Origin of the sequence: Bartonella sp. CL162QHHD, from assembly GCF_042195435.1 — a bacterium.
In the GTDB taxonomy this organism is placed as follows: domain Bacteria; phylum Pseudomonadota; class Alphaproteobacteria; order Rhizobiales; family Rhizobiaceae; genus Bartonella.
In genome coordinates this window covers 205,249-225,920 of record NZ_JBHIOG010000061.1, presented here as the reverse complement: position 1 = coordinate 225,920, position 20,672 = coordinate 205,249, and the positions used below count along the sequence as shown (strand labels likewise).

General features: G+C 37.7%; 16 protein-coding genes and 1 tRNA gene. 6 read left to right on the top strand and 11 right to left on the bottom strand.

Going from position 1 to position 20,672, the window contains the following annotated elements; genetic code table 11:
• Positions 1-32: 32 nt before the first annotated feature.
• The 3 genes from rpsA to aroA form a co-directional block, all read right to left on the bottom strand.
• The gene (rpsA, locus tag ACFILD_RS06545) at positions 33-1,733 is read right to left on the bottom strand and encodes a 30S ribosomal protein S1 (RefSeq protein WP_026500132.1); all 1,701 of its coding nucleotides are present in this window, start codon (positions 1,731-1,733) and stop codon (positions 33-35) included.
• Between the two features lie 133 nt (positions 1,734-1,866).
• Positions 1,867-2,514 carry a (d)CMP kinase gene (gene cmk, locus ACFILD_RS06540; protein WP_375617510.1) on the bottom strand — a complete coding sequence of 216 codons (648 nt, stop codon included), beginning with the start codon at positions 2,512-2,514 and terminating at the stop codon, positions 1,867-1,869.
• Positions 2,511-3,839, bottom strand: coding sequence for a 3-phosphoshikimate 1-carboxyvinyltransferase (gene aroA, locus ACFILD_RS06535; protein WP_375659783.1), 1,329 nt, complete (start codon positions 3,837-3,839; stop codon positions 2,511-2,513). The genes cmk and aroA overlap by 4 nt, the downstream gene beginning before the upstream one ends.
• Before the next feature lie 186 nt (positions 3,840-4,025).
• Here aroA and ACFILD_RS06530 point away from each other — a divergent pair, with 186 nt between their 5' ends.
• Both ACFILD_RS06530 and ACFILD_RS06525 read left to right on the top strand, forming a co-directional pair.
• A complete protein-coding gene (locus tag ACFILD_RS06530; protein WP_273790244.1) occupies positions 4,026-4,406 on the top strand; it encodes a TIGR02300 family protein in 381 nt (126 codons plus the stop codon).
• A gap of 117 nt (positions 4,407-4,523) precedes the next feature.
• Positions 4,524-4,599: transfer RNA gene (locus ACFILD_RS06525), tRNA-Ala, on the top strand.
• Between the two features lie 1,480 nt (positions 4,600-6,079).
• Here the strand turns inward: ACFILD_RS06525 and ACFILD_RS06520 are convergent.
• The 3 genes from ACFILD_RS06520 to ACFILD_RS06510 all read right to left on the bottom strand — a co-directional run bounded on the left by ACFILD_RS06520 (position 6,080) and on the right by ACFILD_RS06510 (position 8,073).
• Entirely contained in the window at positions 6,080-6,202 is a 123-nt protein-coding gene (locus ACFILD_RS06520; protein ID WP_375630550.1) for a hypothetical protein, read from the bottom strand.
• On the bottom strand, positions 6,193-6,780 hold the full coding sequence (locus ACFILD_RS06515) for a hypothetical protein (RefSeq protein WP_273790243.1): 588 nt from the start codon (positions 6,778-6,780) through the stop codon (positions 6,193-6,195). The genes ACFILD_RS06520 and ACFILD_RS06515 overlap by 10 nt, the downstream gene beginning before the upstream one ends.
• A gap of 111 nt (positions 6,781-6,891) precedes the next feature.
• Positions 6,892-8,073 (bottom strand): DNA recombination protein RmuC, encoded by a 1,182-nt coding sequence (locus ACFILD_RS06510; RefSeq protein WP_375664910.1) that lies wholly within the window; start codon positions 8,071-8,073, stop codon positions 6,892-6,894.
• 96 nt (positions 8,074-8,169) lie between these two features.
• Between ACFILD_RS06510 and def the strand changes: the two genes are divergently transcribed.
• The 3 genes from def to truA are packed head-to-tail and all read left to right on the top strand — an operon-like array spanning position 8,170 to position 10,380.
• Positions 8,170-8,706, top strand: coding sequence for a peptide deformylase (gene def / locus ACFILD_RS06505; RefSeq protein WP_375630727.1), 537 nt, complete (start codon positions 8,170-8,172; stop codon positions 8,704-8,706).
• Positions 8,706-9,635: a methionyl-tRNA formyltransferase gene (fmt, locus tag ACFILD_RS06500; protein ID WP_375630553.1), complete on the top strand. Its 930-nt coding sequence runs from the start codon at positions 8,706-8,708 to the stop codon at positions 9,633-9,635. Before def ends, fmt begins: the two co-directional genes overlap by 1 nt.
• 1 nt (position 9,636) lies before the next feature.
• The gene (gene truA / locus ACFILD_RS06495; RefSeq protein WP_375630555.1) at positions 9,637-10,380 is read left to right on the top strand and encodes a tRNA pseudouridine(38-40) synthase TruA; all 744 of its coding nucleotides are present in this window, start codon (positions 9,637-9,639) and stop codon (positions 10,378-10,380) included.
• 32 nt (positions 10,381-10,412) lie between these two features.
• Here truA and ACFILD_RS06490 read toward each other — a convergent pair whose 3' ends face one another.
• Positions 10,413-11,276 (bottom strand): LOG family protein, encoded by an 864-nt coding sequence (locus tag ACFILD_RS06490; protein WP_375630557.1) that lies wholly within the window; start codon positions 11,274-11,276, stop codon positions 10,413-10,415.
• Between the two features lie 106 nt (positions 11,277-11,382).
• Here ACFILD_RS06490 and dapD point away from each other — a divergent pair, with 106 nt between their 5' ends.
• Entirely contained in the window at positions 11,383-12,231 is an 849-nt protein-coding gene (dapD, locus tag ACFILD_RS06485) for a 2,3,4,5-tetrahydropyridine-2,6-dicarboxylate N-succinyltransferase (protein WP_375630559.1), read from the top strand.
• 517 nt (positions 12,232-12,748) lie between these two features.
• Here the strand turns inward: dapD and lepA are convergent.
• The 4 genes from lepA to dnaJ all read right to left on the bottom strand — a co-directional run bounded on the left by lepA (position 12,749) and on the right by dnaJ (position 20,667).
• Positions 12,749-14,554, bottom strand: a complete 1,806-nt coding sequence (gene lepA / locus ACFILD_RS06480) for a translation elongation factor 4 (protein ID WP_375643000.1) — start codon at positions 14,552-14,554, stop codon at positions 12,749-12,751.
• Between the two features lie 1,408 nt (positions 14,555-15,962).
• Positions 15,963-16,877, bottom strand: coding sequence for a DMT family transporter (locus tag ACFILD_RS06475; RefSeq protein ID WP_273790236.1), 915 nt, complete (start codon positions 16,875-16,877; stop codon positions 15,963-15,965).
• A 32-nt stretch (positions 16,878-16,909) separates the two neighbouring features.
• Positions 16,910-17,815, bottom strand: coding sequence for an acetylglutamate kinase (argB, locus tag ACFILD_RS06470; RefSeq protein WP_273790235.1), 906 nt, complete (start codon positions 17,813-17,815; stop codon positions 16,910-16,912).
• A gap of 1,709 nt (positions 17,816-19,524) precedes the next feature.
• On the bottom strand, positions 19,525-20,667 hold the full coding sequence (dnaJ, locus tag ACFILD_RS06465; RefSeq protein ID WP_273790234.1) for a molecular chaperone DnaJ: 1,143 nt from the start codon (positions 20,665-20,667) through the stop codon (positions 19,525-19,527).
• Positions 20,668-20,672: the final 5 nt, after the last annotated feature.

Here is a 20,672-nt window from a genome sequence, read left to right as displayed (position 1 = left end):
TTAATAATAACACTAACTTTAATGATTGATGATTAATCTTGTTCTTGTTTTTTCAAAGCTGCACCAAGAATATCACCAAGAGAAGCACCTGAATCTGTAGAACCATATTGTGCAACAGCTTCTTTTTCCTCTGCAATTTCTAAAGCTTTAATCGATACTGAAATTTTACGTGTTTTTTTATCAAATGCTGTGATGCGAGCATCAACCTTTTGCCCAATTGCGAAACGCTCAGGACGTTGCTCATCACGATCACGTGCGAGATCAGCACGCCGAATGGTTGTCTCAAGGTTGTGATCAATCAATTTCACACCAATGTCATTGTCGTTAACAGCAATCACTTCGCATGTTACAACAGCACCTTTTCGCAATTCGCCAGAAGCAGCTGCTTCTCCAACTTTATCGCTGGAAAGCTGCTTAATTCCAAGAGAAATGCGCTCTTTTTCAATGTCAACATCAAGGACCACAGCCTTAACGATATCGCCTTTATTATAAGTATCAATAACTTGTTCACCAGGACGGTTCCAATCAAGATCAGACAAATGAACCATACCGTCAACATCGCCTTCAAGCCCAATAAACAGACCAAATTCTGTTTTATTTTTAACCTCTCCTTCAATTTGCGAATTGACAGGAAATTTATTGGCAAAAGCTTCCCATGGATTTTCAAATGTTTGCTTTAAGCCAAGAGAAATACGCCGTTTAGAAGGATCAATCTCAAGAACAACCACTTCTACTTCTTGTGATGTAGACAGAATTTTTCCAGGATGAACATTTTTCTTTGTCCAGCTCATTTCAGAAACATGGATCAGCCCTTCGATTCCTGGTTCAATTTCAACAAAACCACCGTAATCAGTAATGTTGGTAACAGCACCCGTAATTTTTTTACCAATCGGATACCGGACACTGATGCTTTCCCAAGGATCACTTTCAAGCTGTTTCATTCCAAGAGAAATACGGTGCGTGTCTTGATTAATGCGAATAATCTGAACTTTAATCGTTTGGCCAATTGTGAGCACCTCAGATGGGTGATTAACACGCCGCCATGCCATATCTGTAACGTGCAAGAGACCATCAATCCCACCAAGATCAACAAAGGCACCATAATCTGTAATATTTTTCACCACACCTTCAACGATTTGGTTTTCTTCAAGATTTTGTACGATTTCTGAACGTTGCTCAGCGCGACTTTCTTCTAAGACAGTGCGACGTGAAACCACAATATTGCCACGACGACGATCCATCTTCAAAATTTCAAAGGACTGTGAATTATGCATGAGGGGTGAAACATCACGAATGGGACGAATATCAACTTGGCTGCGAGGCAAGAAAGCAACGGCACCATCAAGATCGACTGTAAAACCACCTTTTACTTGGCTAAAGATCACTCCATCAACGCGTGCACCAGCATTGAATTTTTCCTCCAAACGGACCCAACTTTCTTCGCGCCGTGCTTTTTCACGCGATAAAACAGCTTCACCCATCGCATTTTCAATGCGTTCAATGTAAACCTCAACTTCATCGCCAACTTGCAAAGAACCATCTTTTGCTTTAGCTCCAAATTCTTTGAGAGGAATACGTCCTTCGACTTTAAGACCAGCATCAATAATGGCCATGTCTTTTTCGATTGCAATAACACGACCTTTAACAACAGATCCTTCATTAAGATCATTAGTTTGAAAAGATTCTGTTAAAAGGGCTTCAAAATCCGCTGTTGTGGGATTGTATTGTGACATAAGAACTCCTAATATATACCTTGTATTATAAGGTATGAGCGCTGGGTTAGTGTTAACATAAGCAACTTCTTAGCCTTTTTCCTTGAATAAAGGAAAAAAAGTTAGCGCTAGGCTGGAAGTTACCTTAACGAATTTATCCAATTATATGCATTTTTATGATTGGATCAATAAAACTGCATGCAACTTCAAATGTTGCTTCTATACTCAATTCTGACGTATCAAGCAAGTGGGCGTTTTTTGCTGGTTTTAATGGACTTTGTTTGCGCGTTATATCGCGACTGTCGCGCTGTTCAAGTTGAGCTAGGATTTCATGATAATTTGCTTGAACACCTTTTTTTAAAATCTCTTGGTAGCGACGTTTGGCGCGTGTTTGGACATTGGCTAGAATATAAAACTTGATATCGGCATCAGGACAAACAATAGTTCCGATATCACGCCCATCAAGCACACAGCCGGGCAAAACTTTAGCAAAGTTGCGTTGTTTTTCGACAAGAATTTTGCGTACAGCAGGATTAATTGCTATTTTTGAAGCCGCTTCACCAAGTTCATGAGAAGAAAGAAGAGAAGGATTTAAGGTATTAAAATCAAGTTCTTTAGCATAAATAATAGCATTTTTTTCATCATTAAGAGCTAAATTTTGTTGTAAAAGCGTATGAGCAACACTACGATAAGTAAGACCAGTATCGAGATGGCGAAGGCGATAATGTGCAGCAATTTTGCGTGCTAAGGTTCCTTTGCCTGAGGCTGCAGGTCCATCAATGGCGATAACAAAAGGCTTCAAGCGATTTTTCCCCCAAGTTGTTTTATAAAAGGAATAAATTCTGGAAAGCTCGTAGCGATCATTCGTTTATCATCAATAGTAACAGGTTTTTCTGATACAAGCCCAAAAATGAGAAAACACATAGCAATTCGATGATCAAGATGTGTGGAGACATGTCCACCACCCAAACCTTTGGCAGAACCTTTTCCATAAACAATAAGAAAATCTTGACCTTCTTCACAGTCTACGCAATTAATTTCGAGTCCTTGAGCAACAGCAGACAGTCGATCTGATTCTTTTACACGCAACTCTTCAATTCCTAGCATTACTGTTTTGCCTTCTGCAAAGGCTGCTGCTACTGCCAAAGCAGGATATTCATCAATCATCGATGGAGCACGTTCTTTGGGCACCGTAACGCCTCTAAGGACCGATGATTTTATCCGTAGATCAGCAACATCCTCTCCACCTGTTTGACGTCGGTTCAAAAATTCAATTTGAGCACCCATTTCCCACAATGTTTCGATAAGTCCTATTCGAGAGTTATTTATCAAAACATTTTCAATGGTGATATCAGAGTCTTCTATAAGAAGGGCTGCGATAATTGGAAAAGCAGCAGAAGAAGGATCGCCCGGAATATGAATCGTTTGTCCAGTAAGATGGGGTTGACCATTAAGATGAATCAAACGCGCACCTTCGTTATCTTTTTCTATTTCAAGTTGCGCACCGAATGCTTTTAACATTTTTTCCGTATGATCTCGTGTCAGAACTGGTTCAATAACAGTTGTAATGCCGGCGGTATTGAGTCCAGCAAGCAGAATTGCTGATTTAATTTGGGAGGAAGCTATTGGAACACGGTAACGAATCGGATTAGCCATTTTCGGACCATAAAGCGTTAAAGGAAGATGATCGTCGCGCGTTGCCTCAATTTCAACCCCCATGAGACGCAGTGGATCAAGGATACGTCCCATTGGACGTTTAGAGAGAGAAGCATCACCAATAAAGGTTGTTTTCATATGATACGGACCAACCATTCCCATAACCAAACGAGCACCTGTTCCAGCGTTTCCAAAGTCTAAAGGTTTTTGTGCAGCTAAAAGGCAACCATTCCCTGTTCCTCGTATGATCCAGAAGTCATCTTTTTTAATAATACAGGCACCCATAGCTTGCATAGCAGCAGCTGTATTGAGTACATCAGCGCTTTCAAGTAATCCATGAATATATGTCTCACCACTTGCTAATCCTCCCAATATAAGAGAGCGGTGAGAGATTGATTTATCTCCTGGTATTTGAATTTTTCCAGAGAGACTACTCGATTTATAGGTGGTTATAGGGATTGCTTTTTGCATGGAAATTCTATTTAATTCTATCTAACTTTTATGAAATTGTGCATCCTTTAGCACATGCTTTAAAAGACGTCATGAAAAAATCACTGTGGAACAGTGTATTTATCTTTGACAAAGGTATTATTTTTCGATTAAGCACCATAAAATTTATCTTTAATGGAATAATAGTTAATCAAAGAGGCACGGTTTATGGCAAAACAAGAACTTGGAACTAAACGTGTTGATCCAGAAACAGGAAAAAAATTTTACGATCTAAATCGCGATCCTATTGTGTCGCCCTATACAGGAATTTCTTATCCGCGTTCTTACTTTGAAGTTGCAGCAGCTGAAGCAAACAATGAGGAAGAAGTTGATACTGAAGAGCTTGATACAGCACTTGAAAAATCTGCTTTTATGCTTCTTGAAGAGGATGATGAGGATTCTAAAGATGACGATCTTCCTGATTTAGAAGATAGTGATGTAGATCTTGGTGATGATGATGATACATTTTTATCTCATGATGGTGACGATGAAGATGATGACGTTACTAATATTCTCGGAGGCGGTGTTTCTAATGATGACGATGCTTAAGAGAAATAAAAAAGGACATCTTTTCCATTGAATGTAAATTCTTCTTGATCTTCAACTTTGATCGTTCTAGAAAAGTTGGAATTGTATACTGTCCTTTTGGAAAAATTTGTTTTTATAGGGGCTATAGCTCAGCTGGGAGAGCGCTTGCATGGCATGCAAGAGGTCAGCGGTTCGATCCCGCTTAGCTCCACCAAAAGGACAAACTGTTCTATCAAGGGAATCAATTATAATAAAGGATGTGTACATCAATTTAAAAGGTTTATTTGCTATTTAATCATCATTCCAATAGCGCTTGTTCCTTGCATTTTAATGATATTATAATACGTTTTTAATCATTTGTTGGATTATAAAATTTTACTGTTGCAACCGTGAAAGTAGATAATTCTTTTATGTTTTGCACAGAAATAGAAAATGTGCTGTTTAACCTACGCCTTGTCTTAAAGGACAAAATTTGAATTTCCTTTACCACAATATTTCCACAAAATCATAATATGTTGGCTACCGATATCTTTTTAAAAGGTATGAAGTACTTAAACAAAGAGTAGAGAATAAAATATTAAAATATACTTCTCAATTATTGAAAATTAGAGCTTTTTTTGAGTATTTTTAATCTGATCAGATGTCCTGCCAAGAAAATTACTCACTTTGATTAGCATCTACCTGCTCAATACTAAGGTATATTAACGCTTAAATAATATATTGAATCAATTATTTTTTTTCCTTGCGCATCACAAGAAAGGTTGAGGTGTGAGAGCAAAGTAGCGCCATCATTATTGTGCTAATTCCCAATGTTGGCGATAATTCTTACATTTTAGAATGTTCATAAAAAACATTTTTAGTCTTTTCTTTCACAGTTTTTATCCACATGCCAATTGCGCTTGTTATGTGCAAGCCAATGGATTTATTGATTCAACCTCAAGAGATCTGAAACGATAAAGCCCTACGCCATTCGAAATTCTTACTTTAATATGAATAACGATATATTATCTTTATAAATCAATATGCTTAAACAATTTAAGAAAAAGAATAAAAATGCTTCTCATAAATATTCTCAAATGCAAAAGCTATCACAACATTGGAGACTGACTTGTTACTTCATAGGCGCTACAAATCTTTCTCTGAATACTCCCTACCCTGAATATTCATTGTGTGTAAAGTTGCATATACCTTATCATCCTATAAACGATAGTGTTTTTACAATACAATAAGATAACGTCTTTCAATTAAAATGGACTGGATGGACGAGTATGTTTTATTTCATACAATACTAAATATACTTAGTTCTTTTGAGGACTGTAGCGCCCTCTTTATACAAAACAACGTTTTTTCGTTTAATGCATTTCTCGTTTTTTTATATTGAATATTTCACCCTTTTTATGATGCCCGAATTGCATTTGTTTTAATTGCTATTTTATACGCTTAACAAAGAAAATATTCATATAATAATCAGCCAGTAATACGCATAATGAAAATAAAAAATGATATTATATTTTAAAATTTTTCTTCAATAACCTCTAGTACTTAGCCCAATGCGAAATGCCAGCGCTAAATAGAAGATAGTCTCCATTGTAAATTTTTTAAACAAAGGAGGTAAAAATGTCGAGAGTATCTTCAAATATATTGTGTATTGCAAAAGCTTTCTGTTGCTTGAGTTTATTCTAAAAAATAACAATTTATTTCATTGAATGATCAGAAAAACGAGACAGCCTTGTCGTATCATAAAAAATTTTTCCCTCAAATGATTTTACCACATCAATTCCCTGATTGAGATTTTCAAAAATCTTCCCTAATGCCATCCACATCTTTTTAATTGCTGTTCATAGAGCCTCGATATCCTTGCCATGCGCTGTGCTGCCTGTGAGAGTGCCGTAGTGGCATGCCCGCCACTACGCGCATAAGCACCATGTCCCATATGATAATTTAAATAAAGGCTATATGCATCATCAAATCTCACCCCATTGCGTTGAACACTTTGGCGATGATACCAAGCAACAAAATCAGCAGCATCTGCGAAATTCGTACGCCATGCAAAAGACTTTCCTGTCGAGCGAAGATACATTGCCCATGTACTGTCAAGCGCTTGAGCATAACCATAAGCTGTCGACCGACGCTTCCATGGGATAAAACCAAGTAGTTTTTTGCGTGGAGGACGTGCATTGTGACGAAAGCTCGATTCCATCTTAATGGTTGCAAGAATGATAGGCATAGGAATTCCATAGCGCATTTCCGCTCTTTGAGACACTTTACCCCAATTGTCAAAAAAACCATTTTTTTGTGCCAAAATAGCACAAGCATTATTTGTGTGGATGGGAGTGGTTGTTGCACATCCCTCTAGCAAAAACACCAGTGCCCCTAAAAACAAAAGGTGTCGCATATTCCTATTCCTCTCGTTTAAGAAATAAAACAAGATAGAGATACTAAAAAATGATTACCAATCAATAAAGAACATGATCTAACTTGTGATATTTAAGAAGCTTGCTTTGCTTTATTCCTCATCAGCAAAACGCAATGTTTGCGACTGAGCTAATGTTGTCATTTTTGTTGGTTCAGAGTAATTTTCTTTTAATTCAACAGTTTCAATGCGATTTGCCCGTTTCATAATTTTGGAGGACGATATCAAAATACCCTCTATATCTTCACCTGCTTTGTGAAAGTGCTTCTGTAATGCGCGAACACGCATATCCATTCGTCCAAAATCTTCCATCAATTTTGCTACTTCTGATTGAATTAAATGCGCTTGTTCACGCATCCGCGCATCTTTCATAATGGTTTGTACCACTTGGACAGAGAGCATCAACAAAGATGGTGAAACAATAATCACATGAGCTCTATTGGATTTTTGTACCAATGCCTCAAAGTCCTCATAAATTGTTGCAAAAATCGATTCAGATGGCACGAAAAGGAAAGCAGTGTCATGAGTTTCTCCAGGAATCAAATATTTTTGTGCAATATCACGAATATGGACTTCCATATTGGTACGAAATTGGCGTTCTGCCTCTTGACGCTCTTGCGCTGATTCTGCCTTACGCATAGCATTCCAAGCCTCCAGAGGGAATTTAGCATCAACAACAAGAGAAGGGGCTTTATTGGGCATATGAATGAGACAATCTGGGCGCTTTCCATTAGAAAGAACGGCCTGAAAAGCATAAGCGTTTGTTGGTAAGGCATCGGCAATAATTGCTTCCATCCGCCCCTGACCGAAAGTACCACGTGTCTGCTTATTGCTTAAAATAGACTGTAACTGAACAACTTGTCCCGTAAGCGATTGAATATTATTTTGTGCCGCATCAATCACTGCTAAACGCTCTTGCAAACGATTCAAATTTTCATAAGTGGATTTAGTCTGTATCTGAAGTGTTTGGCCTAAGCTTGTTGTCATCCCATTGAGTTGCTCACTGAGTGATTTATTCAATTCAGCCTGCCGTTGACCAAAAATTTCCGCCATCGTTTGCATTCGCCCTTGCATTTCAGCTTGTGTTTTCAGCAAGGTAGCCATCTGCATTTGTGCCTCACGTGCGCGTTCAGCAATTTCATTTTCCAAAAATGCTTTTTTTCGATGAGAATGTATCAACATAAAAAATGCCAAACAGACAAGTATAAATAAAAGCAAAAGCACTAGTTTAGAAAAAAAATCACCAGCGAGTATGGAAAAAAACGAATCAAACATAAATTGTAATATAACGCTCTTATTGTAAAAAAACGCAAGAATCCGTTATTCAATATTGACCAATAACAAACCATTGATTAATCTCTACTTATGCCTATGCCAATGAGATCTTTAATTACTTTACCTGATCCGATTTTACGGGAAGTGTCCAAACCTGTTGAGCAGGTCGATTCATCTCTCCAAAAACTTGCAGATGACATGTTGGAAACCATGTATAATGCTAAGGGCGTTGGTCTTGCTGCTATTCAAATTGGTATACCGCTACGTATGTTGGTTATAGATGTCTCTGGAAATTCTGAAGATGAGCAGAAAAAACCACTTGTTATTATCAACCCTGAAATTTTATGGCTTTCAGATGAGCGTAATATTTACAAAGAAGGTTGTCTTTCTATTCCTGATTATTTTGCAGAGGTTGAACGTCCTAAACGCCTTCGTGTTCGCTATCAGAACCGTAAAGGAAAACAAACAGAAATTGAAGCAGACGATCTCTTGGCAACTTGCTTGCAGCATGAAATTGATCATTTAGATGGGCGCCTTTTTATTGATTACATTTCAAAGATCAAACGCGATATGGTGATACGAAAATTTAAAAAACGCGCAAAAGAAAAAAACATGCAGGAAGCAGTTTTGTAATGGCTTTACGATTAAGTTTTATGGGAACACCAGATTTTTCTGTTCCTATTTTACATGCTTTACTGGATGCAGGTCATGATGTTGTTGCTGTTTATAGTCAACCCCCTCGCCCAGCAGGACGTCGAGGGCTTAAATTAATCCCCTCCGCTGTTCACACCGTAGCAAAAGAGAAATCTATACCCATCTTTACACCTCAAACACTTAAAACAATCGAACAACAGGAGCAATTTGCAGCACTTTCTGTTGATGCTGCTATTGTGGTGGCTTATGGACTCCTTTTACCCAAAGCTATTCTCGAAACGCCGCGTTTTGGTTGTTTTAATGCCCACGCTTCACTCTTACCACGTTGGCGTGGTGCTGCGCCTATTCAACGAGCAATTATGGCTGGTGATAAAGAAACAGGTATCATGATCATGAAAATGGATGAAGGACTTGATACGGGGCCTATCGCTCTTTCTCGCTCCATCCCCATTACGGATAACACCACCACTGCTGAGCTTTCAAACAGACTTTCACATATTGGCGCAGAACTTATGGTAGAGACTTTATCCACTCTTGAAAAAGGACGACTTAAACTGACCCCACAATCAGAAGAAGGCATCACCTATGCCGCCAAAATTAGAAAAGAAGAAACCCGCATTGATTGGACAAAACCAGCAGAGTTTATTCATAGGCATATTCGCGCGCTCTCTCCCTCTCCTAGTTGCTGGTGCAATATGAATATCGGTGGACGAGAAGAACGTGTAAAAATTCTTGATAGTCGTTTAACAACAGGTCCTTCTCTTGAAATTGGACGGATAGAACCAGATTCTTTGATTATCCATTGTGGGCAAGGACGGATAGAAATAACCTCTCTCCAAAGATCTGGCGGTAAAATTCTTGATAGCGCAACCTTTTTGCGAGGTGCTCATATTTCTGCTGTTTTTTAAGATGCCACGTTTTAAACTCACTCTTGAATATGATGGTTCAAATTATGCTGGTTGGCAGCGTCAAGCAAAACTTCACACGATACAAGGAGCTCTTGAACAAGCGATTTTTTGCTTTAGTGGACAACAATTGACCATAACAACAGCAGGACGAACGGATGCGGGCGTACACGCTACCGGACAAGTTGCGCATGTTGATTTTGAAAAAAACTGGCTCTCCCATACTGTGCGAGATGCGCTCAATGCTCTTTTACGTAAACAGGGAGAGGCGATTTCAATCTTAAATGTAGAAAATGTCCCTGATGACTTTGATGCACGATTTTCCGCAACCAAACGCCATTATCTTTTCAAAATCCTCAATCGTCGCTCTCCACCAGCTTTAAATGCCAAACGCGTGTGGTGGTTGCCAAAGCCTCTTAATGCTGACGCCATGCATGAAGCTGCGCAAAAGCTTGTAGGACAACATGATTTTACAACTTTCCGTTCAGCACATTGCCAAGCCAAAAGCCCTATTCGCACCCTTGAACGCCTCGATATTCAAAGAGAAGGTGAAGAAATTTTTCTTTATGCACAAGCTCGTTCTTTTCTTCATCATCAAATCCGTTCATTCGCAGGAAGCCTCATGGAAGTGGGTATTGGACGTTGGACAGCTCAAGATCTCGAAGCAGCTCTTCATGCTAAAGATCGTAAACGTTGTGGTGTTGTTGCCCCCCCCTCAGGACTTTATTTAACCAAAGTAGAGTATTAATGATCCTTCAAGAGTGAGCGTCTCAAAAGTCGTTAAGGCAGTTTATAAAAAGAACGAATTTCTTCAAAAGCTTCTGCTGCTGTATTAACAAATTTCACAAAATTAACATCAGTAGGAGAGATTGTACCTTGTGCAGACAGATACTCAAAATTGATAGTATTGCTCCAAAATTCTTTGCCAAACAATAAAATTGGTACCTGTTTCATACGCCCTGTCTGTACTAAAGTTAACGTCTCAAACAGTTCATCCAGAGTCCCAAATCCGCCAGGGAAAATGGCTAGGGCTTTCGCTCGTACTAAAAAATGCATTTTGCGCATCCCCAAATAATGAAAATTGAAACACAAATGCGGCGACACATACGAATTAGGCTCTTGCTCATGTGGTAAAATAATATTCAAGCCAATCGTTGGGGCACCAACATCACAAGCACCACGATTTCCCGCCTCCATGATTCCTGGTCCGCCCCCCGTAACAACCACAAATTCACGATATTCTGTCGTAGCAGAATAAAGTGAGCACAAACGCGCAAACTCTCTTGCTTCATCGTAATAATGTGACATAGCATGCAAATTTTTCTTTTGTATTTCATTTTTTGCAGCCCACGCTGCTTGCCCAGGTTCAGGAATACGCGCACCACCAAACAAAACAACTGTTGATTGAATATCATATTCTTTAAGGGTTATTTCCGGCTTTAAAAATTCAAGACTAATACGTTGTGAGCGCAGCTCTGGACGCATCATAAAATCTTGATCGGTATAGGCTAAACGATAAGTAGACGAACGCATTTGTGCTGAATTAGAAACTTTATGTATTTGTTGTAGAGCATCCTTCGCATGGAGAAGTGGTGCCCAGTTTTCTTGCTCTGCTTTTCTTTTTTCTTTACAGCTTTTTTTCATACACCTGTCCTACTTCCTCATCGTTTTATTGACTGAACACATTTCTTCGCGTAGTTCATAGAGAATAAATCTTGAAGCTTTCAACTTGTTTAACGGAACTCTCGTCATGACCCATATCACACAACTTGAAATTATTATCGAACAAGCTTTTGATGATCGCGATTCTATCGATACTACCACAAAAGGCGAAATACGTGAGAGTGTTGAACATGCATTGAACCTTCTTGATAAAGGTGAAATTCGTGTTGCAGAACGACACAAAAATGGACAATGGCATGTTCATCAATGGTTGAAAAAAGCGGTTTTACTCTCTTTTCGGCTTAATCCTATGCAAATTATTACTGGTGGAATCAATGGGACACATTGGTGGGATAAAGTTCCTTCAAAATTCTCTGGTTGGCAAGAGGCAGATTTTAAAAGTGCTGATTTCCGTTCCGTTCCTGGAGCCATTGTACGTCATTCTGCTTACATTGCACCCAACGTTATATTGATGCCTTCCTTTGTCAATCTTGGTGCTTTTATCGATGAGGGCACAATGGTTGATACATGGACCACCGTTGGTTCTTGTGCACAAATTGGTAAACATGTCCATCTTTCTGGCGGTGTTGGTATTGGAGGTGTTTTGGAACCACTGCAAGCAAATCCAACAATCATTGAAGATCATTGCTTTATCGGTGCTCGCTCTGAAATTGTTGAAGGCTGTATTATCCGTGAAGGTGCTGTTTTGGGAATGGGAGTCTTTATTGGAAAATCAACAAAGATTATTGATCGTACAACAGGTGAAATTTTTATTGGTGAAGTACCAGCCTATTCAGTGGTTGTACCAGGTTCTCTCCCTGGAAAACCTTTACCAAATGGTGAAGCAGGACCTAGCCTTTATTGTGCTGTTATTGTAAAACGTGTTGATCAAAAAACACGAGAAAAAACATCCATTAATGATCTTTTACGTTCTTAGACACAAGATTAATGCATAATAATATTTCATCGTTTTTTAACTTGAATAATAACCTCGAATACAAGGATTCTCTCATTTCAAATCCTTTCATAGTGAATCAATCACTATCATTTTCTGCTCGTCTCATAAACACTGTTGGTGTATGGGTAAGAAGCACTTTAAGAAAAGAATAAAAATGTCTTTAATGAATTTTCTCAAGCACCATGTGTCTTTATGACAATAAATATGGTTATGAGTTTTATGTCATTCACGGAAGCTTTACCGTTATACTTTCTACGCACGCTATCGTGAAATGAGGTCGAGTGTATTGAGAGATATTTATTAAAATACGTGCACAAATATGCAACACAAACGCATTTTGTTTAAAGCATTCTGTTTTACATGAGAAAGTGACACCATTACGCAATACACAAAAACATGAAGCACGGCGCAATTCTATTTAAAGTGTCCTTTAAACACCTGAACCAATCGACAAAAGCAAAAGCGCAATCAATGAGAGAAAATACTCCTTTTTTCATTATTTGTTCATTTTGAGCGCTTGAATAAATGCTGATTGTGGAATTTCTACTTTTCCAAATTGGCGCATCCGCTTTTTGCCTTCTTTTTGCTTTTCCAAAAGTTTGCGCTTACGCGTAACATCACCCCCGTAACATTTCGCTGTTACATCTTTACGCAAAGCACGAATCGTTTCGCGCGCTATAACTTTACCACCAATAGCCGCTTGAACTGGAATCTGAAACATATGCTGGGGAATAAGATCTTTCAGTTTTTCACACATGGAACGCCCGCGCTTTTCTGCAATCGTGCGGTGAACAAGCATCGATAATGCATCAATAGGCTCTCCATTCACCAAAATAGACATTTTAACTAAATCACCTTCTGCATAATCTGTCATTTGATAATCAAAAGAAGCATAACCCTTTGAGATTGATTTTAGCCGGTCATAAAAATCAAAAACAACTTCATTCAGTGGTAAATCATACGTTACCATAGCACGGGTTCCAACATAGGACAAACCAACCTGTACCCCGCGCCGCTCTTGGCATAGTTCTAAAATTGACCCAAGATAATTATCAGGAGTCATGATTGTCGCCCGAATCCACGGTTCTTCTATGGAAGAAATTTTAACCACATCAGGCATATCCGCTGGATTGTGCAACTCTTTAACAGAACCATCATTCATATTCATGCGATAAACAACCGAAGGTGCTGTCGCGATTAAATCCAAATTAAACTCACGCTCTAATCGCTCTTGAATAATTTCAAGATGCAGAAGTCCCAAAAATCCACAGCGAAAACCAAACCCCAAAGCCGCAGATGTTTCCATTTCAAAAGAAAAACTCGCATCATTTAAGCGTAATTTGCCCATGGCTGCACGCAAATCATCAAAATCGGCAGCATCAATTGGAAAAAGTCCACAAAAGACAACCGGTTGCGCAGGCTTAAAACCAGGTAAAGCATTTTCACAAGGACGGCGCTCTTCAGTAATCGTATCCCCAACCCGTGTATCTGCTACCTCTTTGATAGAAGCAGTGATAAAACCAATCTCGCCCGGTCCTAATTCATCAACCTGTACCATTTTAGGTGTAAAAACCCCAACGCGCTCAACTGGATATTTTGCTCCTGTACCCATCATACGAATGGTTTGGCCTTTTTTTAAAATACCATCTATCACCCGTACCAAAACAATAACACCAAGATATGCATCATACCAGCTATCAACCAACATTGCTTTCAAGGGATTTGCAACATCGCCTATATGTGGAGGTGGTAATTGTGCAACAATTGCCTCCAAAACATCAGGAACACCCAAACCTGTTTTTGCTGATATTTCTACTGCTTGAGATGTATCAATGCCTATTACATCTTCAATTTGTTCTTTAACACGCTCAGGTTCTGCTGCTGGAAGATCAACTTTATTGAGAACAACAACCAACTCATGGGAATTATCAATGGCTTGATAAACATTTGCTAACGTCTGCGCCTCTACGCCTTGGCTTGCATCCACCACCAACAGAGAACCTTCACAAGCTGCCAATGAACGCGAAACCTCATAAGCAAAATCCACATGACCAGGTGTATCCATAAGATTTAAAATATAGGTTTCACCATTCTTTGCCTTATAGTGTAAACGTACCGTTTGTGCTTTAATAGTAATTCCACGTTCACGCTCAATATCCATGGAATCGAGTACTTGTTCTTTCATCTCACGTGTATCAAGCCCACCTGTTATTTGAATCAAACGATCAGCTAAAGTTGATTTGCCGTGATCAATATGCGCCACGATGGAAAAATTACGAATATAATTACGATCTATTGTCATATAAGGCGATTTAGCAAAGAATAATACAAAACGCAAAGACCAATTATGTTCCGGCTTCTATCAAAATAATATAAACCTAAAAAGCTTCTCAAAACACAACTTTTTATAGCCTAAAAAATGAGGCTTTTGTTTGCTAAATTAAATCCAAGGGTGCTAAAATGATCCTTTCACATCTTATTTGATAACTCATATCTGTAGTAAGCCGGCACCATCACACACTTTGCCAGCCTCCAATATTACGACGATCCTTTACACTTGAAAAAGTTTATAAGAGATATGCCTTTCTTGTACAGTCTTTACCCACATGCCCCCCACCCACTTGTGATGTGTAAGCAAGTGATTTGGATTGATTTAACATGAAAATGATTTGACGTGAGAAAATTTTACGGTATTCAGGGTTCTAATTCAATGTGAATAGTGCTATATTATAATTATAAATCAATGTATTATCATATTTATATGATGGGCGTGTATATCACTTAGGCTTGCAATAAATTCGCAAGAAATGCTTTTTTATTTGTACGCAATAATCTTCTTTTTTAGTAATCTTATATAAAATAATATGAATATCGCGGGAGTTTCTTCTCAATTTTTAAAACTTTAGAAATATGCTCTATTGAGTCATGTTTTTATATAACTCCTTCCTTCCTCCATTAAACATAAAGCACACCAATCCTCTTCGATTCATTGGATAACACATTGATTTATAATGATCGTTTATTGTTTTGCGATTTAAATTAAAACTCTGAATATCGCGAGCCTCTCTCATTTTAAATCTTCTCATAATGAATCAATAAATTTTTTGCTTCCCCATTATAAAACAGAGCTAGTGTATGGATAAAAACGTTTAAGAAATGAGTAAAAATGCCTCTCTCTTTCAAATGCCAAAGGCTATCATAATATTGAGAACTGATAAAGAAAATGCTAGTGCCCTTTATTTTAAGTAAAATGATAATGCTCTGTGGTTTTTCTATACTTCATGCGGACTGTCAATGAATATGATGTATATTGAGAAAATTATCTTTTAAAAAACGCTTTGTTATGGGGATACTTTGGGCGTTCTATTTTGCATGAGAAGCGTAACTCTATTAAAGGACAAAAGAAATAACGTGCGACAGTGCGTAATTCTCATTATTCAAAAACATTACCGTAGATGTTTTTGAAAGTTGTTAAAGCCAAATTTAAACATGATCGTAAAGATGAGCGTTAATTTTTACCTTTATATCACCTCATGCTTTGGCTCAATAAAGGTTGTCTTCCCGTTTCAGAAGTTAGGCAAACAGATACATGCAAAAGCTGGAATAACTTATAGAACTTCTTAATCATCTTAATATTAAAAAAGCTTCAAAAATGAAAACTCTACAAGCAAAAATCTCATGCAATAAAATCATAATAAAAAAATGTATAGCTAATCAATTTTTTTAATTGCTTTATTTTTTTTACGCCATTGTGAAGGTTGTAATTCAGCCACAATTATCCCAATCAGAATAAGCAAACCGCCCAATAAAGCTAAGGGAGATAAATGTTCGCCAGCCAAACGCCCAACAATACCAGCCCATACCGGTTCACCTGCGTAAATGAGTGTCGCACGCGTAGGGGAAATAGACTTTTGTGCCCAATTCATAGCTAATTGAATGATGGCACTCATTAATGCCAATCCTATACCAATATTAAACCACACCCACGAAAATTCAGGGATGCTTTCACCCATCAAAGGCATACAAGCAAATGAAAAAAAACCACTAAAAAATAACTGAATAATGGTTACACGCCGACTATCAACCTTGTTCGCAAAAATTCCGATGAGTATGACTTCTCCAGCAATCGCTAAAGCGCCTAACAAAGTTAAAATTTCGCCTTTTGAAAAATCAAAATTTCCCGGCTTTTGCCCTGAAATAAATACAAGCCCAATAAAAGCGAAAATAATACCAATCCAACAAGCTAAACGGGGAGGTTTTTTAAAAACAATCCATTGCAAGATTGGAACCATCGGTACATAAAGCGCTGTGATAAAAGCTGACTGACTACTAATAATTGTTTGAAGTCCAGCTGCTTGAAAAGCATAACCAAAAAACATGGCTAAACCTATCGCCATCCCAGCGAAAACTTCATAAACAGTTATACCTTTTATAGAGCGCCAAAAAATTACCCCACATATAAGAGATGCAACAATAAAACGAAATCCAACAAAAAACAGAGGACCACTATAGCGTACCGCAATGTGAATGACTAAAAATGTAACGCCCCACAATATTGTCGCAGTAAATATTGCCAATTCTGGCTTACTTAATAAAGGATATTTAAACTGTTTTAGATTCACCATGAAAAACTTTCTCTTCCAATTTTCCCCACAATTTATGAAACAATAAGCGTTCCAACTCCCTGTTCGGTAAACAGCTCTAGTAAAACAGAATGAGGAGTTTTACCATTTAAAATGACAACACCTTCCACGCCATTTTGAAGGGCTTTTATACAAGTCTCTACTTTTGGAATCATGCCTCCTGAAATTGTCCCATTTTTAATAAATTTCTCAGCTTCAGAAACTGTCAATTCTTTTAAAAGTTTACCCTGGTTATCCAAAACACCAGGAACATCAGTGAGAAATAAAAGGCGTTTAGCCTCTAATGCACCAGCAATAGCTCCAGCAAAAATATCAGCATTAATATTATAAGTTTTACCATCGCGTCCTGGAGCCACAGGAGCAAGAACCGGTATCATTTCAGAACATGCTAAAAGATCTAGCAATGTGCGGTCAACTTCAACAGGCTCACCAACAAACCCCAAATCTAAAACACGTTCAATATGCGAATCAGGATCAATGACAGTTTTATAAGCCTTTTCGGCAAAAACCATATTGCCATCCTTGCCGCATAATCCTATTGCCCATTCTCCCTCAGCATTGATGAGAGCAACAATTTCTTTATTTATGGAACCCGCTAAAACCATTTCAACCACTTCAACGATCCGCTCATCGGTTACCCGTAATCCGTTTTCAAATCGCGATTCAATCCCCATTTTCATTAAAATTTCAGCAATTTGAGGCCCACCACCATGAACAACAACAGGATTAATCCCCGATTGCTTTAATAGAGCAATATCACGCGCAAATGCTCGCCCCAAAGCAGGATCACCCATAGCATGGCCGCCATATTTTACCACGACCGTTTCATTTTCATATTTTTGCATATAGGGTAAAGCAGACGATAAAAATGCTGCTTGTTTTTCCAAAACATCTACATCACCGTTTTTAGCATCATCCATCAATAGAGCCTCCTCATCACTTTTTACCATCTCTTAATGAAATTTAGGAAAAGTGAAAACAATAAAACCAAACTTTACTCTACCCACCCCCCTGAAAATCGTCAATTTTCCTCTAAATTACGAAAAAGGAATAGCGAAATGAAATACAAAAACTTCCTTTAAAAATTGACAGCGAAAAATTAAACAAAATAGGCGTAAAAAAACGTCATTATTTTATGATCTTATATATAAAATTGAAAAGCAAAATTTTGAAGCTACGCTGCACATTCAACTCATTATTTTATCCCTATGGATACTTAACAATGAATAGGAATATATACAACCATTGATTTTGTAAGATAAAAATAAAGTTTCTTATAATAATAAAATTAACATATTCCTAAGATAAGAAATCACTCAACTGCTTTATAGCTTATCCCAATAAACTATAACTTTGGTTTTAAAAATTTGACTTTTTCTCAATCATTAAACATGAGGAAATGTCGATTGAACGCTCCTCATGGAGAATCATAATAAGTTGATTTATAATAATAATTTATCTTTTTATATCGTAAAATCGAAAAAAGGCTTTGCAACTTTATCCATATATTGTGATAGCTCTTCAAAAGCATCTTCGTAAAAGCATTTAATTGTTTAGATTACTCTCTTCGTAAGGTTTTATAAAACTTCTCATTTTTCATGATCGGTCATTAAGTTTTTCTTTCTGCATAGCGATACATGCTTGAATTATTCAATGTTTTTTAGAATTGTTAATTCTTTTAATGTATTATTTTAATTATGTTATTTTATGAAAAAAGATTCATTTCGTAAATTTCTCTTTCCATATCACTAACAATTTCAATAATATATCGTGCTGTTTTCTAAGCATATTGTGCTATTTTTTTATTGTATTTATTTTTTCTTTTTAAAGGTAACTTCCTCTATCTTCCCACCAACTTTTTATTATGCCAATAAATTCAATTAAGTGAATTCCATCGAATCTGTTTCCCTACAAGAGAGATACATAGAATACCTCAAAACGTGTTTTGTTATGTCTTCTTTAGCATTAAACACACATTATCTCATTCCACAATTTCTTTGGAACAAAATAAACTTGATTATAGCGTTTTTTATTATCTGGAAGAAGTATTTATGACATCAGAAATACAAAACTAAATCCGCATCTAAAAAGACATGATTACGGCTAAAAGCTAAGATGAGGCATGTAAAAGCTATTCCAAATAAAATAACCCTTATTTTAAAGGAAGCAGTGATTAAAACTATGAAAAATGCCAAAAATAAAATCGGTTATAAGAAGTTGATACTTTATTTGAAATAAGATGGATTGCCTAACAGCTTATTTAGCGTTTCTTGGCAAGCTGCTACCTATTTTACAGTTTTATTATAGAGCCTTTAAAAAGAAATACAAAAAATACTGAATGCATAAAGGCAGTTATCATGACACTGGCAATATTTATTATCAATCACTCAATTGCGTTCTTATATGGATAAGCCCTTTTTAAAATGTCATAGACACTCAAAAATAAGACTTATCCATAAAACTCATGAAATATAAAAACTATCAGCAACAGGAGTTTATCCTAAATTAGCTGTCTCTCTCTTTTCTTTTCAAGAAAAAATGCTTTTCAAAGACAATGAGATAATAGAAAACTTAATGAAAATAACTTTCCTACAGCTCTCTCTAATTATTCTGAGAACATTCACATATTTTAACCAGAAATATTTTCAAAAAATTCTTTCATACGTGAAAAAAAACCATGTGATTGCGGTGAATTTTCATGATTTGAGAGCTTTTCAAATTTTTGCAACAATTCACGTTGTTCTTGCGTTAATTTCTGCGGTGTCTCAATCGTGATATGGATGTAAAGATCACCCCTTGCTTGCTGACGGCGCAACATGGGCATACCTTTGCCTCTAAGGCGGAATTGACGTCCATTTTGTGTCCCTTCTGGAATCTTAACGCGTGCTTTAACACCATCAAGGTCGGAAACTTCAAACTCTCCTCCTAAAGCAGCTGTTACCATTGAAATAGGAACGCGACAGTGAAGATCTGCTCCTTCTCGCTGAAAAAACTCATGCGGTTTAATGGAAAGGAAAATATAAAGATCACCATTGGGGCCACCACGAATACCAGCATCACCCTCACCAGAAAGGCGAATACGCGTTCCATCTTCAATACCAGCTGGAACATTTACGCTCAATGAACGTTTTTTCTCTATGCGTCGTGTCCCCTGACATTTGGGGCATGGATCCGTAATAGTTTCACCACGTCCATGACATGAAGGACATGTTCGCTCAATAGAAAAGAAACCTTGTGCTGCACGCACACGACCAGATCCATGACATATTCCACAAACTTGCGGCTTAGAGCCCTTTCTCGCTCCTGATCCCTCACAAACATCACACGTGACGGAACTGGGAATATTAATTTCTGCAGTTTTTCCTGAAAATGCCTCTTCTAAAGTCACTTCCATATTATAACTCAAATCTGCACCACGTTCGCGACTATCACCACGCTTACGGTGTGTCCCTCCCATAATCTCACCAAAAAAGTCTTCGAAAATATCCGCAAATCCACCACCAGCAGCAAAACCGCCAAAGGGATTTGCTCCCCCTTGACCACCACTATTTTCAAAGGCCGCATGGCCAAATCGATCATAAGCAGCACGCTTCTGAGGATCTTTAAGAACTTCATAGGCTTCGCCAATTTCTTTGAATTTTCGCTCTGCCTCTTTATCCCCCGCGTTGCGATCAGGATGATATTGCATTGCCAACTTACGAAAAGCAGATTTCAACTTTTTATCATCACATTCGCGAGTCACGCCAAGAATTTCATAATAGTCAACCTTCATCATGT